21 protein-coding genes are annotated in these 15,281 nt (G+C 59.7%); 6 read left to right on the top strand and 15 right to left on the bottom strand.

Features of this window, described 5'->3' with window-relative positions; all coding sequences use genetic code 11:
- Positions 1 to 327: 327 nt before the first annotated feature.
- The 6 genes from KHY18_RS06655 to KHY18_RS06630 are packed head-to-tail and all read right to left on the bottom strand — an operon-like array spanning position 328 to position 5,539.
- Complete coding sequence (locus tag KHY18_RS06655) at positions 328 to 1,437, bottom strand: putative phage head morphogenesis protein (protein ID WP_213296113.1); 1,110 nt, start codon at positions 1,435 to 1,437, stop codon at positions 328 to 330.
- Positions 1,437 to 2,855 (bottom strand): DUF4055 domain-containing protein, encoded by a 1,419-nt coding sequence (locus tag KHY18_RS06650; RefSeq protein ID WP_349630258.1) that lies wholly within the window; start codon positions 2,853 to 2,855, stop codon positions 1,437 to 1,439. The genes KHY18_RS06655 and KHY18_RS06650 overlap by 1 nt, the downstream gene beginning before the upstream one ends.
- On the bottom strand, positions 2,852 to 4,138 hold the full coding sequence (locus KHY18_RS06645; RefSeq protein WP_213296111.1) for a terminase large subunit domain-containing protein: 1,287 nt from the start codon (positions 4,136 to 4,138) through the stop codon (positions 2,852 to 2,854). Before KHY18_RS06645 ends, KHY18_RS06650 begins: the two co-directional genes overlap by 4 nt.
- Positions 4,125 to 4,589: a DUF2280 domain-containing protein gene (locus tag KHY18_RS06640; protein ID WP_213296099.1), complete on the bottom strand. Its 465-nt coding sequence runs from the start codon at positions 4,587 to 4,589 to the stop codon at positions 4,125 to 4,127. Before KHY18_RS06640 ends, KHY18_RS06645 begins: the two co-directional genes overlap by 14 nt.
- A gap of 30 nt (positions 4,590 to 4,619) precedes the next feature.
- Complete coding sequence (locus KHY18_RS06635) at positions 4,620 to 5,258, bottom strand: putative metallopeptidase (protein ID WP_213296096.1); 639 nt, start codon at positions 5,256 to 5,258, stop codon at positions 4,620 to 4,622.
- A 44-nt stretch (positions 5,259 to 5,302) separates the two neighbouring features.
- Positions 5,303 to 5,539, bottom strand: coding sequence for a DUF2158 domain-containing protein (locus tag KHY18_RS06630; protein WP_213296085.1), 237 nt, complete (start codon positions 5,537 to 5,539; stop codon positions 5,303 to 5,305).
- Between the two features lie 574 nt (positions 5,540 to 6,113).
- On the opposite strand from KHY18_RS06630, the gene KHY18_RS06625 reads away from it, so the two are divergent.
- Both KHY18_RS06625 and KHY18_RS06620 read left to right on the top strand, forming a co-directional pair.
- Complete coding sequence (locus tag KHY18_RS06625) at positions 6,114 to 6,608, top strand: DUF4760 domain-containing protein (protein WP_213296075.1); 495 nt, start codon at positions 6,114 to 6,116, stop codon at positions 6,606 to 6,608.
- Between the two features lie 255 nt (positions 6,609 to 6,863).
- Positions 6,864 to 7,163, top strand: coding sequence for a hypothetical protein (locus tag KHY18_RS06620; RefSeq protein ID WP_213296073.1), 300 nt, complete (start codon positions 6,864 to 6,866; stop codon positions 7,161 to 7,163).
- 119 nt (positions 7,164 to 7,282) lie between these two features.
- On the opposite strand, the gene KHY18_RS06615 is transcribed toward KHY18_RS06620, so the two are convergent.
- The 9 genes from KHY18_RS06615 to KHY18_RS06575 form a co-directional block, all read right to left on the bottom strand.
- The gene (locus KHY18_RS06615; protein WP_213296071.1) at positions 7,283 to 7,924 is read right to left on the bottom strand and encodes a hypothetical protein; all 642 of its coding nucleotides are present in this window, start codon (positions 7,922 to 7,924) and stop codon (positions 7,283 to 7,285) included.
- Entirely contained in the window at positions 7,921 to 8,529 is a 609-nt protein-coding gene (locus KHY18_RS06610) for a recombination protein NinG (protein WP_213296069.1), read from the bottom strand. The genes KHY18_RS06615 and KHY18_RS06610 overlap by 4 nt, the downstream gene beginning before the upstream one ends.
- Positions 8,526 to 8,981 carry a recombination protein NinB gene (locus KHY18_RS06605; RefSeq protein ID WP_213296067.1) on the bottom strand — a complete coding sequence of 152 codons (456 nt, stop codon included), beginning with the start codon at positions 8,979 to 8,981 and terminating at the stop codon, positions 8,526 to 8,528. Before KHY18_RS06605 ends, KHY18_RS06610 begins: the two co-directional genes overlap by 4 nt.
- Positions 8,978 to 9,295 (bottom strand): hypothetical protein, encoded by a 318-nt coding sequence (locus KHY18_RS06600; RefSeq protein WP_213296065.1) that lies wholly within the window; start codon positions 9,293 to 9,295, stop codon positions 8,978 to 8,980. Before KHY18_RS06600 ends, KHY18_RS06605 begins: the two co-directional genes overlap by 4 nt.
- Positions 9,292 to 9,948 (bottom strand): DUF6475 domain-containing protein, encoded by a 657-nt coding sequence (locus KHY18_RS06595; RefSeq protein ID WP_213296063.1) that lies wholly within the window; start codon positions 9,946 to 9,948, stop codon positions 9,292 to 9,294. The genes KHY18_RS06600 and KHY18_RS06595 overlap by 4 nt, the downstream gene beginning before the upstream one ends.
- Complete coding sequence (locus tag KHY18_RS06590) at positions 9,938 to 10,969, bottom strand: YdaU family protein (protein ID WP_213296061.1); 1,032 nt, start codon at positions 10,967 to 10,969, stop codon at positions 9,938 to 9,940. The genes KHY18_RS06595 and KHY18_RS06590 overlap by 11 nt, the downstream gene beginning before the upstream one ends.
- Positions 10,966 to 11,244, bottom strand: coding sequence for a hypothetical protein (locus KHY18_RS06585; RefSeq protein WP_213296059.1), 279 nt, complete (start codon positions 11,242 to 11,244; stop codon positions 10,966 to 10,968). The genes KHY18_RS06590 and KHY18_RS06585 overlap by 4 nt, the downstream gene beginning before the upstream one ends.
- Before the next feature lie 239 nt (positions 11,245 to 11,483).
- On the bottom strand, positions 11,484 to 11,690 hold the full coding sequence (locus KHY18_RS06580) for a YlcI/YnfO family protein (protein ID WP_213296057.1): 207 nt from the start codon (positions 11,688 to 11,690) through the stop codon (positions 11,484 to 11,486).
- A 2-nt stretch (positions 11,691 to 11,692) separates the two neighbouring features.
- A complete protein-coding gene (locus KHY18_RS06575) occupies positions 11,693 to 11,899 on the bottom strand; it encodes a hypothetical protein (RefSeq protein ID WP_213296054.1) in 207 nt (68 codons plus the stop codon).
- A gap of 80 nt (positions 11,900 to 11,979) precedes the next feature.
- On the opposite strand from KHY18_RS06575, the gene KHY18_RS06570 reads away from it, so the two are divergent.
- The 4 genes from KHY18_RS06570 to KHY18_RS06555 all read left to right on the top strand — a co-directional run bounded on the left by KHY18_RS06570 (position 11,980) and on the right by KHY18_RS06555 (position 15,205).
- Complete coding sequence (locus KHY18_RS06570; protein WP_249728960.1) at positions 11,980 to 12,687, top strand: S24 family peptidase; 708 nt, start codon at positions 11,980 to 11,982, stop codon at positions 12,685 to 12,687.
- A gap of 9 nt (positions 12,688 to 12,696) precedes the next feature.
- Positions 12,697 to 13,500: a hypothetical protein gene (locus tag KHY18_RS06565; RefSeq protein ID WP_213296051.1), complete on the top strand. Its 804-nt coding sequence runs from the start codon at positions 12,697 to 12,699 to the stop codon at positions 13,498 to 13,500.
- Positions 13,501 to 13,614: 114 nt separating this feature from the next.
- On the top strand, positions 13,615 to 13,893 hold the full coding sequence (locus KHY18_RS06560; protein WP_213296043.1) for a hypothetical protein: 279 nt from the start codon (positions 13,615 to 13,617) through the stop codon (positions 13,891 to 13,893).
- 286 nt (positions 13,894 to 14,179) lie between these two features.
- Positions 14,180 to 15,205 (top strand): BstA C-terminal domain-containing protein, encoded by a 1,026-nt coding sequence (locus tag KHY18_RS06555; protein WP_213296040.1) that lies wholly within the window; start codon positions 14,180 to 14,182, stop codon positions 15,203 to 15,205.
- The last annotated feature ends 76 nt before the right edge of the window (positions 15,206 to 15,281 follow it).

The following is a 15,281-nucleotide window of genomic DNA, read 5'->3' as shown; positions in this document are numbered from 1 at the left end:
TGCATTGCAGCATCCCGTCGGGCCTCTCCATTGCCTTGAGGCGCTCGACCAGCGCTGTCTTAGCATCAGGCGGGGATGGTGGAACCAGCTGAAGAGTCATTTGTCCCAGTCATTCCACGCATCGATCGCGGCATTAGGGTCGCTGTTTTTTGGTCCTTGCGAATCACATGCTCCGCTTTTGCACTTCACAAAGTGAATGTGAACACCACGAGAGGATTGCTCACTACTCATGGTGCCAATGGATCCACAAAAAGGACATCGTGCTTCAATGATGCTGTGTAGAGGCTTAGTCATACTGGTTACTATTTGTAAGAAACCACATCGTAATCAAAGTCCCGCGCGGTTGAAAGCCTCGACATCCCGAATACGCAGGTCATCGAGCGTTAGTAGCTCGCCGCGGGCGGTGTACATCTCGGCCATTTCCAGCTTGCCTTGGCGCAGCAGCTTGCCGCGCGTCGGGCCTAGCACCTGATCCTGGCGCGCTGCGCTCTGCTTCCGGATCCAGTCGGCATAGGTCGTATCGCGCGGCACCTGGCCGTCCAGGCTGGCCCGCGTCTGGCCTTCCACCACGATCTCGGGGATATCTATGCCCAGCTCCTTGTGACTCTTGAGCACCGGCACCTGACCGCTGCGGCAGCGCCAGTGCAGGCGGCCCGGGCCGGCCAGCCACGGCACCTTGTGCCCGATAGGCTTGTGGTCGCCTGGCGTGTACAGCAGCCGGTCGCGGATGCGGCACGGCGCCGAGGTGCGCAGGTCGAGCGTGGATGACCACTGCAGCGCCTTGAGCAGATCCGTGTTGGCCTCCATGACCCGGTCCTGCGCCATGCCAGCCGTGTGGCCCAGCGCAGTGCGCACAACGGCCTCCACATCGCGGCGGTCGCGCTGGATGATGCCGTCCTCGTAGCCCTTGGCCCGCGTGCCGCGCAGCTCACGAATGATCTGGTCGGTGCTGCGGCCCTCGAGGTAGCCCTGAGCAATCGACTGCCGAACCCGTTTGAACTTCTGCGCATCCAGGTCGCTCCACACGTTCATGAGCAGCACGCCTTGGAACGGCCGGGCCAGCGCTGCGGCGTAGACCGACTCGGCGCTGACCGCAGCGACATGCACGGCCACCGGCACATGCGAAATCAGCATCTGATGCTGGTAGCTCACCTCGTAGGCCACGAACTCGCGCAGCTCATCGCTGAGCGCCTTGCCGATCTGGTCATAGGCAGCGGTCGACAGGCTGCGCACGCTGGATAGCAGACTCTCCAGGCGCTCCATCTTGAACGTCGTGGGCGACATGCTTTCCAGCAACTGGGCAAGCTCGGCGGCCAGGCGCGCATCGGAGCGGTTCAGCACGGCCATGATGCGCTGAACCACGCCAGTGCTGTATCCCTGCAGTGCGACCTGATGCCGGATCGATTCGTCTTGCAGCAGGTCGTTGACCGATTCCATCATTCGACCCCTGTTTTACCCAGGCTCGGCGCGGACTCACTCGCCAGCGCCACCTCCGTTTCCACATCCAGATCAGGCGACAGCACGCCGCGGCGCTGCTGCTCCTTGAGCGCTGTTTCCTTGGTGATCAGTCCGGCCTGGGCCATGGCGATCACCAGCTGAGCCGACGCATCCGACAGCGTCGCCGCGCCGAAGTCCTTGAACAGCGCCACCGATCCCGCCTCACCAGCCTTGAGCCAGTCAGCCGTGAACTGCAGGCACTGGTCGACAGCATCCTCGAAGTCCTCGACCAGGCTCTGCAGGCTGGCCTTGTTGGCTTCGGCGTCGTTGCTGGCCTCGGTCGCGCTGCGCTGGCCGGGCGTGGCCACAAGCAGCTCAGCGCCCGTCTGGATCATCTGCTGCTCGAGCGCTTCGAGCTCGTTGCGCCCGACCGTCACCGCCTCGGCGCGCCCCTGCGCGACATCAAGCGTGGCATTCGGGGGCAGCTTCAGGATTGAATCGCTCGACAGCGTGATGTTGTCGCCGCTGTTGATGCCGGTCGCGTAGACCAGGGGCTTTGTCGCGTACCTGATCGACGTGTCCTGATCGCTCTGCTGTTGCCAGTGCTTGACGTTCAGGTAGGCCAGATCCTTGAGCGGCGGCCGGCTTTCCATTGGGCCAATGGGGTTGGCCAGCAGGAACACGAACGGGATGCGATCGAGCGTCGTCGTGCCGCTTTCGTGCACCTCCCATCCATCTTTGCCCTTGCGGTGGATTTCCCATGCGCCCGGGCGCAGAACGCGCACCTGCTCAACCATGGTGCTGCCATATTCGCCGTCTTCTTGCTCGATCGTCTCCAGCAGGCGCAGCAGCGTCATTTGAAGCCCTGCAGCGCCTTGCTGGAACCGCGCGCCAAGGATCTGCCCGTGCTTGTAGTGCACCCAGTAGGGCCGCGCGCCCATGCGCTTGGCATCGGCCACCGTCTTGGCCTGGCCGTCTGTCTTCGTGTGGTCCACAAGGATGCCGCCAAAGCCGTGGCTCACCATCTCGCGAAAGGCGCGGAACGCGAACGCGTGGAGCGATGCCCCCTTGTCATCGATGCTCGAAAGCAGCTCCTGTACTTGGCTCGGCACGGTCTCGGCGACTGTGATCTGCTTGCTGAAAGGCTTGCCGCTCATCACGGCCAAGGTGCGCTCAAGCGCTGGGAACAGCGTCGAGGTGCTCAGACGATAGTCATAGTCCTCATTGGACTCCCGCGGCTGCTGGGGCAAATACTTCTTCTTCGCCGCCCGCATGGCCGGAGTGCCACCGAGCAGCGCATCGATCACGGCCCAGTCGGCCTGCATTCGTGCGATCGGTGCGTCTACTTCGTTGACCTGAATTGCCATAGAAAAACCCGCTCCAGTTGCCTGGGCGGGTTCGGAGTTGTTGTTGCTCACCAGCGGAGTTGCTGGACGGTTGCCACCTTCTTGACGATGGGCCACATGTACGCGATGGGGTAGCCCGCCGCGTCGATGACGTGATCCACGCCGCTGGACTTGTCCGGCTGCCCGTTCTTGTCATAGGCCTGCTGCTCCAGGGCCTCGGTCAGCTTCGGGCAGCGCAGCGTGTTGACCTTCAGGCGCCGCACGCCCTCCCCGTTCAGGATCAAGGCGTTAAGGGCGTTGATGCGGTCGGCAACTGCCGGGTTGGTGCCGTTCACCTCCACCCTCAGCCCGTGCTCTCGAAGTATCGACAGATCGGACTCGCTGGCGTTCTTGCTGCTGCTGTTCTGACCCGAGGCATCGGGGTACACCGTGACGGCGTGCCCCTTGTCCTGATAGCGCTCCTTGAACAAGCGGGCCATGTAGGGAGTGTCACGTCCATCCGTGATCTCATCCACCGCCACCGGCCAGCCATCCCGGATCACATACGCCACAGCTGCCATGTGCAGCCTGTTGAAGTCCATCCCGAGCATCACGGGCTCGTTTTCCTGCAGCGAGTCGAAGCTGTGATTCAGCTTGCGGTCGAAGTCTGGATAGACGCTGCCCGAGGTCAGGTTGACGAACAGGCCACGCAGGTAGGCGTCGATCAGCTGCTTGGGGTAGCTGTCGAAGAGCGAAGGGATGTAGTCGGCCGGCAGGTTCTTGGCGTTCTCGAACGTGCTCGCCTGGATCAGGCCGTACAGCTTTGCCAGCTCGGGCTTATCCTGCGCCGCCTTCACGAACTGCTGGTGCGTGAACTTGAATCCTTCCGGGGTCGTCGTGACGTCCACGCCATTCTTCAGGCCGTCGACCTTGTAGCGCATCCGCGCGATGATCTTGCGCCAGGCCTGTTCCGCCTTCTGCTTTGCCATCACATCCAGCTCATCGACCAGGGCCTGCCCGATCTTGAAGCCGACGATGGATTCGGGCCTGTCCATGGATCGGCAGATCACCGTCGTGCGGTACTGCCGGCCCGAGTAGAGGTGAACTTCCTTGTTCGATTCCCGTATCTCAGTCCTCAGCCCCCAGTCGTGCGCCACCTCTTCAATCGTAGGAAAGAAGATATCGCGAATCTGCGGATAGCTCGGGGCGAAGTAGCCGGCGTTGATGCGCGGAAACTGCCAAGCATGTGCCGACAGCCCAGAGCACCCCACCCAGGTCTTGCCCGAACCGAACCCGGCCACGAAAGCGCGGAACTTGTGCGGCAGAGCGAGGAAACGAGACTGCGGGATGTTCAGGCGCGGGCTAACTGTCTGCATCAGCGCTGGCGTCCTGCACCTGCACGACGACCCTCACCGGTTGCGGAGCATCGCCCCCCTTACCATCACCATCCGATGGCTTGCGGTTCACATACATGTCGCCGCACTCCTTGGCCGCCTGCTCCAGCACCTGCAGGGCAAGCGGCATGTTCTTCATCGACTCCGCCTTGCTCACGATGCGCTGCAGCACCTTCAGGCGGTACGAGCGCTGAGCGATCGGAATCTCCGTGATCTCGCGCTTGAAGCCCTCGCGGGTCGCGGCGAAAAGGTCGCGCCACTTTTTGGCCAACTCCTTGCCGGCCACCTTGGTCGGGTCGTAGCAGCCCACATGCCCGCGGTCCACCACCGTGCCAAATTCTTCTTTCACAGCCTCCACCACCTGGGTGGGCGTGTCGTAGCAGGCGAGCGCTTGCACAATGAAGCGCTTTTCCGCCTCACTGAGCTTTGCCATATGCGGTATTCCGTCTAAAGGGGGTGAAAGTTATGCGACTGCCTTGAGGCAGGTTCCGCAGGAGTGGGCAATGCTGCCAAGGCGAAGCTCCGGGCCGGCGTTTGCCACATCCACAAGGCGCTTCACATCGACTGATGGGCCGTAGCGCCGGACCACGCCAACGAACTCTTCAACGTCGTGCCCGCGGATCTTGAGCTTGGGCAATCCGTCCTTGGTGAACTTGGGGGCGCCGAATTCATCGAGCGCCTGGGCAACGTGGTACAGCTCATGCTCGACCAGTGCGCACCAGTCGGCGTCACTGCACTGGGCGCAGTAGTCGGCGTCCAGGGTAATCATGAAGCCCGGCACGCGGCCGAACCAGTCTTCGAGCTGCTGCTCTTGCCGCCCCTTCTGCCAGCCACCCGCCCGGATCATCACTTCCTCAGCCTGACCGATCACGGTCTTCATGGCCTTGGTGAATCCAGCAGGTGCCCAAAGGAACACCAGGTCGGCGTCAAGGAGGTGCGCATGCTCCGGGTTGTGGATGCTGCCGTCCCTGGCGAGGATCTCGGATTGCACCCACTCTACGACCCCAACGGCCGGGAGGTAGCGTGCCAGGTCTTGCGGGGGGTATGGCCGGACGCCCATGGCAAGAGCCGGCGCTGTTACCTTTGCCGGTTTTGTTGCCATGGTCGGCCCTTATAAAAAAACCACCCTCTGGTGGCTTATTATTCTCAGAACGTCGCTATTGAGCTTCTAAGCGTTCTGCGCGCCGGCGGTTCGAATTTCTCCAAAACAGCGGCGTCAAACACACGCTCCTGCGGTGTTTCAACCCCTTTGATGGCGGCGAACCACACGCACTTCACGCCGTCTTTAGGGCCAAGCGGCCCGTAGTCCCCCAGGTCAGTCACGGCCATCACAGGCCCCCCTGACACTAATCGCACCTTCTCGCCCTTAGCAAACTCTGCCATGGAAATCCTCCCGAGCGCCAAAATCGGCAAGTGATAGGTCGCGACGATGTCGTCTGCTTCAACCCGGGGTTAACCCATATAAGCGCCACCGCTCCGGGTAAGACGTCCCTTGGGAGTGAGGCGTGCAGGATGCGCCCAAGCGGTGGCGGAAATGGAAACATCACTCGGAAGTAGCGTTATTCCTAAGCCGGGATGAGCGTTACCCGGCCCTGCGGCGCGTCGCGCCTTATGGATCCCACCTTCACCGGGAAAGAGGGCGCTGCCTCACCAAGTGCGGAAGTCTCGAAAGTTTCATTGAGCAACGGAAGTCGCTCTAGGAGGATCCTCCCCAGTAGCTCTCCGCTACCAACTTCACTTGGCTCTCGCAGATAAATATCTACCTCTATCGACATGCGTCACTCCAAAACAAGTTTAGGAGCTTCAATCCTAGTCCACTTGAGAAGCGATCGGCGGTAGGGCTAACGCGGGCGTGCAATTCGCACGCTCGGTTCTCTACGTCAATATTGCTTGCTTATGGACGCATGGACGGGTCATCTGCGTTACATTTCGCAACACCCGCCCACGAAATTCCCGAATGAGCCTCAGCGAAAAAATTTCTATCGTCCAAACAGTTATCTATGTGGTTTCAGCAATCGCAGCTGTTGCCCTACTTCACAGATCGCGCGTCGACGCTAAACGCAATGCACTAACAGCTTTGCTAACCCAGCATCGAGCAGATGCTCGATGGCAAGCTAGCACCAGTGCAGTTTATGAATACAGCAAGCACGGGAAATCTCTAGACGCCAATGCGCTACTTGATTCCCCAAAAGAACTGGCGACAATTCTTTTTCTCCTTGATGCGCATGAGCAAATTGCGATCCAAATCTACTATCGCTCTATAGATGAGAAGCTATTCAAAGCCAACGCATACTCCAACTATCTCAGTGTATGGAATACGCTGCGGCCTCTTGTCGTCGCCCTGCGCGCCAAGCGCGGCCAGCCCTCTCTTTACGAATATTATGAATTCATCGCCGGAGAATGGAAGTTTGATCCTCCTGTAAAGCCCAACAGCTTGCGCTGGGAGTGCTAGCCCCATCAGGACTTACGGTCAAGCCGCTGGGGTTGTGCCGTTCGCGTACTGTCCAGCTCCGCTGCGCTTGCGGTGGAGACAACCACCCCTTCATGCCACTCAGGGGCGGCCCCGGCTGGATCGGGTATGAAACGAAAAAGCCCGCCGAAGCAAGCCAGGGCGGGTGTGTACTGGTCAACGCCAGCAGCAACATGGTTAGTGCCGCCTTCAGACGGCGGGGTTTTAACGCAGACGCCCAGCCATAACAGGAGGCTGATGGCCACTAACTACAACGTCAAATTGGCATTCAGGCGCAATCACTTCAAGGTGCCGCCGGACGGCCGAAGGCATGCCCTCCAGGTCCAACTCTTTGTAATCAATCAGGCCAACCTCCATCCACTGCCCTGCCTTCGCGCGGTGCGAACGCTCAAAAATCTGCTCTGCGACTTGTTTCGCCAGGTCCTCGTTACTCATGCGCCCTCCTCAATAAAAATTGCAGGATATGGCATCGGCCTGGAATGCAAAAGCCCGCAGGGCGTGAACCTTGCGGGCTTTGATATTTTTGGGCGAGCTTAACCATCTATGGCTCACCAGCCCGCTACAGGCGGAACTGGCACGCTTCGACGGTGACGACGGTCAACAGGATGTTTCCTTGCGAACCGACAGTCGCAATTGTACATGCGACCGCGAAAACGTCAACGCCCTTGGTGAACTTTGTTGCCCACGCCCTGGCGCGCGTCGTTGATGCAGTCATCCATGTACGCCCGGGCCGCCTGCTCTACCTCGCAAGCGACGGGGCGATCGCCAGTGCCGCCGCAGCCGCCGCAAGCCTGCTCGGACAGCTCGGTCTGGCTCCACTTCACCAGCTGGAACTTACGGCCACTGCAGAACGGGCACGTAGGCTCCAGCCAGCCCAGGATGATTTGCGTAACGGATTCGTCGCTCATCCCTTCCAACAGAAGCTTGACCGACAGGTGCAGGCGCGCCGGCACCAGGGAGCGCAAGGACGCAGACAGCATGACCACCTCGCTGAGATACGCGGCCTCCAGCTTCTTGCGCGCAGCCTCGCTGGATTCCTTCGTGACCTTGGTGATGCCCTGGCCCAGGGACTTCTGAGCAGCCCAAGCAATATCGCGGCGCGTCGGCTTCGTCGGAATGCGGCGTGTTGACGAATCCCAGTCGGACTGCAGGCGCATCAGCAGCACGCCGAAGCTAGCCTTCGACAGGCCGGCAGCGATCAGGTAATCAGCGTCACCCGTGACCCGGGCGTCCAGTCGCAGGTGGCTGGACTGCGTAGCGGCGGCGTATCGTTCTTGAGTGGTTGGTGCTTCGTTCATGGCTTCCCTCGTTCCAATTCTTTGGTTTTTGCTCGGTAGGTGTCTCGGATGGCGGTCAATTCGTCGCGCGTCCATTTGCGGACTGGCGTAGGCGCTTTCACAGCCTCAAGCCTGGCGGCCCCGATACGATTCAGTAACTCGGTTTCGTACCGCTGGCTTACCGTCTTGGCCTTCGCCGGATTCTTGGCGCTGCCACCGTTGCACCCTTTGCATTGGCGGTGGCAGTTGTCTTCCATGAAGCGCTTCTCAGGGTGGGCGCCGCGACTCAGGAAGTGCCCGGCATCCCATGCGCCGCCTGTGCTCAGACTCGGCGGATTGAGCGTGCCGCACGAAATGCATGGCAAACCTTCATCGCGGGCCCGTACCCAGGCGTTGAAGGCGTGCTGTGCATCCCTGATGAAATCGCGCAGAGGTGCCAGCTCACGCAAGCGGCGCTTTGTCTCTGCCTTCTCGACCTTGGCCGCCATAAGTGCGGCCTTGGCCTGTGCACGCTCGGCTTTGGCGGCCTGGGCGTCGGCATAGCCGTCAATGCATTCGGGATGAATCCGCTGGCCAGCTTCGAGCTTGGCCTTGCAGTGCGGGCAACGTGTTCTCTTGAAACTCACTCGTCGTCACCCCATGCCTTGAACTGCACGCCCGCCTCAACACCGAAGGCATACAGCCACTCGATGAAGGCACGGGCCAGCTTGATCGTGAAGTCGCGCGACTGCGTGCCTAGCATCACAACCTCGCCACGCAGGCCGCGGCCCATGCGCACCTCGCCGAACTTGGCCCACTCCCCGGTCAGATCGGGATCGAGCTGCGTGTCCATCTTGAAAGCCGAGATCAGGATGCGCTTGGCGTCTTCGGCATCGGCCAGGTCGCCGCCGACGTGCGCAGCGATCTGCCCGATCAGGCTGTGAAAGTGGCGGTTGTGGTTGTCGCGCCGGTTCTCGGGCATGACCTTGGCGATCAGGCGCTGGCCGGCCGCAAGCATGGGCAAGGCCTGGCGGTATGCATGCGCCAGCGCGATCTTGGCCTGCTTGTCGTCGTTGAGGAAGACGGTGATGGCGGTCATGCGCGACCTCCTTGCAGCAGCTGCGCGTAGGGATTGCCGGCGAAGCGCAGTGCGCTGGCGTGGCGCGTCTGGATCAAGTGCGCAGGGTTGCAACACTGGTCGTTGTCGCAACGGGCCTTGATGGGGCCGCCCCAGGGCGACGCCTTGCCAGCGGCTTCCATCGCCTGCTTTTGGGCTGGCAGGTTCACGCGCTTGCCGTCAATGCACACCGCAATGCAGGGCTTGCCGTGGTTCTTGGCGCCGGTCCAGATCCAGCATTCGCCGTCGACGGCGCAGCGCGCCTTGATGGCGTCGAGGGTGACGGCCGCGCTCATGCTCGCAGCTCCACAGGTTGGGCGTTGGCAAGCAGGCGCATGGCATGCGCTGGCAGCGTGGAGATCAGCGTCTTGCCGGCCTGGTTGCCGTTCTTGAGCACGGAGATGGCTTTGGCCTGGTCGCCCACCAGCGCAGGGCGCGGAAGCGGGATGCCGCGGCTGGTGAACTCGAAGTCCGGCGAGCGGTCGCCGGCCAGGCGGCGCTGATACTCGAACTGACCCCGCCCCGTATAGGCGCGGTGCGATTCCTGGAAACGATGCTGCAGGAACGAGAGCTCCTTGAGGTCGGTGCGGCAGACCTTGGGCCAGCCGCCGAGGTCCTCGATCACGGCATGTATGGCCGGATCATCGAACACTACATCGGTGTACGCGCCAACCGATGTCATGGCCTCGAGCGTCTTGCCCCAGGCCAGCGCGGCGCGGTCGGTGGTCGTGCCTGCCAGCACCTTGACGATGTCGGCCACCTTCGGCGCGAACTGGCCGCGATCGGGGTCGGTGGCGTGGCGCTGCAGCGCGGTCGAGATCTGTTCGAACTCGAAGTTTGCGCATGCGCCCCACCAGACGTCCACCATGAAGGTCGAGACGTCCTTGCCGTAGTACGCCATGACGTCCGTCAGAAGGTCGGTAAACGCTTCGGTTTGCTCAACTCGCATGGACTTCTCCTTGTTGGGCCGCCCGGGCCCGGATTGCTGCCGCAGCCTCTCGGCCAATGGCGCGATTGCGCTGCTCGAGCGCCTCCTGCTTGTTCGGGGCACGCGCACCATCGAGCAGCGAGCGGGATCTGCTTCCAAGGCTTGCCACCAGCTCCCGGGCCTCTTTTTCCTCGCGCTCCACGATCGACAGGGCGTAGCTGAAGTTTTTGCCGCCCGCCATCGCCTTCTGGATCGCGCCTTCGAACTGCGCCACCGAGGCGCCAGCGTTGAGCAAAGCGTTCAGCTTGGAATTTCCTGGGTTGACCAGGGCAATGCCCATGCGCTTTGCCAGCAGGCAGACGGCGCCGGCCAAGTGGTGGGAGTTGTTGCCGGTGTTGCGCGGCAGATCGTGCGGCTCGGGCAGGTCATCGGGATCGAGCGGATCGAGCGGATCGAACCCCGCCCTCCCCCCTTGGGGGGTAAGGGGGGTATCTACATTGGTATTGGTTATGGGATTGGGATTGGTAGAGATAGCCGTTGCAGGTGCGTCACCAGAAACGACCTGTTCGCGTTGCAGGTCCGCTGCAGGTGCTTTCGGTTTCGCGTTGCAGGTTGCGTCGTGCAGCCGTTGCAGTTCTTTCATCGAAACATCCCAGGCCGGCACGACGCCATAGACTCGCAGTGCATCGAACATGGCTGCGCGGCGCTCACGGTAGCGGCGCATGCGCTCGCTCTCATGCTGGTTCTTTTCTTCCTGGGCCGACTGCTTGACGCGCATGGCGTCAATCTCTCGGTCAGCGCGCGGGCTGATCCAGCCAGCTTCTGTCTGGTGGAAAAACTCGTGCAGCACCACCTCGACGGCCTGGCGTTGATCGGGCGTTGACGCGACGACAAGGCGGCAGATTGCACGCAGGTCGTCGGGCAGCGGCTCTTCGCGGGTGTAGTAGACGTCCAGCAGGCGACGGTAGGCGCAGTCCTCTTCCCAAGACAGGTGGCGCGTAGCACTGGCGTAATCGCCAATGTGGAAGGCGTAGAAGTTCATACCCGTTCCCACACACGATAGCCGTCGCGCATCAGGTCTTCGCCGTTGAACTGCACCACGCGCGCGTTTCCGTTACGGAAAATTTCGGGCAGGCGACGGTCAATCTGCACAACAGTCAGGCCGGTGCGGTCCATGAGCTCTTGCGCAGTGCCTTCGCCCTGCTTCAGGGCCAACAGAATGCGCTCGCAATGCGGGCCTGAGAAGGCGCTGGCAGCCTCGGCAGCCATGACGCTGGTAATGGGGTCGTGCGCGCGCACAAGGGCAGAGGTATTCATCGGCGTCTCCGAAACGGGATCACCCTGGCCGGCTGCGCTTTGATGCGGTAGCGTGCGGACAAGGTGTGTTGTGCGAGCTGCGTTGCCGCCTGCTCGGGCGTCAGGCCATGCGCTGTGGCGTAGGCCTCGAGTGCTGCAGCTTCCCGATCCGACAGGTCGACCGGCTGCTGGTGTGGGGGTGGTGATGACACAGGAGTTCATTCCGCGTTACGCAAACGTTGAGAAAAGACACGCCTGCGTCACTGTTGAGCGGCTCGCAATTCGGGAGCGGGCGCCCCAGAATTGACGCCATGAACACGCGTCAGCCCTTCCAAGATCAACTCGCGCAGAAACACGGACGTCTGCATGCCGTTGAACTCCGCCATTGCCTCAGCCAGCCGAGCCTCGGCATCGTTGAGGGAAAGGTTCACGCGCTTTTTGCGAATGTGGGTGGGGTCGGCGTACATAGTCAGGCTTCTTGAGTGGCGGGAGTGGATGGGACTGGCTTGGAGCGCTGAACCTTGAACACCTTGGGGAACGCCAATTTGATGGCGGATGGAATTCCCCGCGTCCGCCAGTTGCACACCCGACGAACGCCTTTGGCGCCATTCAGGGAAAGAAGGCGGGCGAATTTCGACGGGCCGCCATAGTGGGCAATCAGTTCAAGATCAGTCATGCGCACATAGTACACATTAGGTGTACTGCATGCAATCTTTTTGTGTAACCACAACTTGTGTAATTCTTGAAAAATTCCGCATGAGCAAAGAAAAGCACGAAACGTTTGAGCGACTGATGAGCGCAGTGCAAGAGGTGAACGCAGGCATTACCGGGCCGCAAAAGCTGGCGGATGCAATGAATGAATCACCCCAGACCGTCACGAACTGGGGCGCCCGCGGCGTGTCGGCAAAAGCTGCGGCAAAGGCTCAGGCGCTTTTCGGGGTGTCTTCCAGCTATGTGCTTGACGGCGCAGGTAGCCGATTTGTGAAAGGTGCCGAAGCAGACGACACACAGCTTGCCCCGCCTGCGGACGACCATCTGACAGTGCGCATCCCGCTGCTGGCCAACGCGGGCAGCATGGGTCGAGGCAACGATGTTTTGGATGCAGACTATGTTGTTGGAGACTTAGCTCTCTCGTCGCACTGGATCAATCAGCAGATTCGGCCGACAAGCATCAGAGAGCTGCGGTTCATGCATGCAAACGGCGAATCCATGGCGCCGACATTCAGCGATGGCGATGTGCTTTTGGTAGACGCAGGCGCGCGCGACCCATCAACCACAGAAGGCATCTATGTGCTCGAGGTTCACAGCAAGGTCTACATCAAGCGCGTGCGCATGCGCATGGATGGGTCCCTGGAGGTCAGTAGCGACAACGCCAACATCAAGACGGTGGATGTGCTCAATGGCGACCATGAGGTGCGCGTGATCGGGCGCGTGGTTTGGGCCTGGAACGGTCGAAAACTATAGGAGAGAGGGATGAAGAAGGTAATTTTCCTGTCTGTACTCTTGGCAGGCTCTATTGGCGCCGAGGCGCAGAGCGGGAAGGCAGCAAAAGCTGCATTCGACTCAAAGCCTTTTGATACAACACTCGAGGCACTCCCGGTTGGCTATCGGGGTCACGACTGCTCTGCCATAGCTACAGTTCTGAAGAAGCAGAAAACCGACAAGGATGAGATGGAGACCACTGACGAGTACAAGGCTCGCATGGAAAACATGTCATCCATCAAGATCGGCCCAAACCTCACCGTCGGCGATACCATAGCTCTGCGGGCGGAGATTGAGCCCGAGAGAGGGGTCAAATACATGGCTGATGCGCGCATGCTTTACATCATGTCTCAGCCGCAGCCGTCAATGATGTATGTGAATGAGAAAGGCCCAGGCTCCAATTGGGTGTCCCTAGCGCGCACCGAGGGGCGAGAAAGACGATACCAAGCCTCGAATGCTTACGGAGCCACAGTTACCGTGACCAGTCGAAATTTCAAGACCTGCGCAGTAGCGTTTACCAATTTGGGGCATGCAGCCCACGAAAGTATTGATGTTTATCTGTCGGATGTGGGCGCAGACGTTGCTCGCAGAGCAAAAGCTGGAGTGAGCTTTTTTTACGTCGGGAAGCTTGAGCGGCCGTTCATCAAAGCTGTCTACGAAAGCTCGCTGCCAAAGATCGACTTCCCTTTTGAGAGTCACTGGACTGGCGACGCTGTTGTCATAAGACTCGAACAGGCCTGGGCCGTGGAGGCAAAAACCGGGGAGGTTTTAGGCAAGCGAGAGTTTTCTCACTAAAACTGTGGTCAACACAATCTGATGGCCGCGCGGCCGGCCCTGTGGGCGCGGATTCGATGGTGTTCTGACGCTCACGGCGCGAAAAGACTAACGACAGAAAAGAAGGAGAGAGGGATGAAGAAGGCAATGCTGGTCGCTTCCGCATGCGCGGCGCTCACAGGATGCGCAACCAGCTCCACAGGCGTGGCACCCATGGGTGATGGCTGGTACATGCTGCACGGCTCAGATCTGACTGGCTGGGGCACGCCGAACGAGGTCAAGGCGGCGCTGCTGAAGGAGGCTGGCCAGTACTGCTCCAAACAAGGCAAAGAACTAACCCAGGTGCAGCACAGCGGCACAGATGCGGGATGGATCAGCTCGGCCACGGCCGATGTTCGCTTTCGCTGCAAGTAGCGGCGCTCGGGCTCAGCGGGAGCGGATTCGATGGTGTTTTGAGGCGCCGCTTTTCCTGACGAGCACTTGTCCGACAAAAGATACAACCTATTACGACTAGCACTCTTGATAAGCGAGTGCTATCAGCTGGCAGTCTCTGTTACACTTCGATCTGCTCAAAAGAAAACCGGCACCCTATTACTAGGGCACCGGTGACTTTAAGCAATCTGTCGCAGTCGCGTGTGTCCGTGGAAAGATCCGCTTCTGCTTTCTTGTGCAGCGCTCGATTCTACACTCATGTATACGCATGTATACACAAAAAAGTGTAAATCTAGCTGCATGGTCACCTATGAGCGCAAAAAGCGCTATTTGTAGCATGCAAAAAAAACCACCTCGAGCAGCAGAGAATTCCGTTGTAATTCAAAGAGTTAGCACAACAACCCCTGCTTCCGGGCAGCAGCAGGGGCTGCTCTTTCCCGTCACTGAAGTTGAATTTGACGGCGTGGCAATGGGGGTGCTTAGTGACGGTACTCCCTATCTCCATCTCCGGGGACTTGCACGACTTTGCGGAGTTGACTCCGGAATGTTGTCGCGCCTCACATCCAACTGGAGTGAAGAGCGTACTAAGCCCCGTGGGGCTCGCATTAATGAGCTATTGGCTGAACAAAATTTTTTTGGCAATACACTTCATGTATTAACAGTGGGCCCCAGTGGCGAGGTTCCGGTTTATACAGATGCAGTGTGCATGGCCCTTCTTGAATACTACGCATTTGACGCAAAGCAAGGCAGCCCTGAGGTCGCACAAAGAAATTTTCGCCTTTTGGCACGAAAGTCATTTCGACAGTTCATCTACGATGGCTGCGGATACAAACCGGAGGCAGAAAAAAATGCACTTTGGCAAAATTTTCATGATCGAGTTTCATTGAATTTTGACTCCGTACCAGAAGGGTATTTTAGCGTCTTCAAGCAAATTGCGGACTTGATCGTCAGCCTCGGGCAGCGTGGTTTGCACATTCATAAAAAATTTGTTCCGGACATTAGCGTAGGCCAATGCTGGTCTGCATACTGGAAAACTATCGACGGTAGTTCCATATATGGCCAACGCATTCACTACAAGCACAACTATCCGGAATACTATCCTCAAGCCGCAAGTAACCCCCAAGAGCCATGGTGCTACCCTGAGATGGCACTTGGCGAGTTCCAGAAGTGGTTTCGTGAAAATTATGTCAAGGGCGGCCGGCTCAAAAACTACCTGCATACTAAAGTGAAGGACTCCACGCTGCCTGTAGAGTTTGTCAATCAAGCCGTATCGCTTCTGGAGGCTCCTCGCTAACTCGCAATGAAGGCGCGACAGTTGGGGCGAGCTAACTTTAACCTGCGTCCCTCGCTACTCGGTCGCGCGCGAATTC

Origin of the sequence: Acidovorax sp. CCYZU-2555 (assembly GCF_018413525.1) — a bacterium.
GTDB lineage: Bacteria > Pseudomonadota > Gammaproteobacteria > Burkholderiales > Burkholderiaceae_C > Comamonas.
Note: the sequence above shows the minus strand (reverse complement) of the source record. Positions and strands in the feature narration are given on the sequence as shown.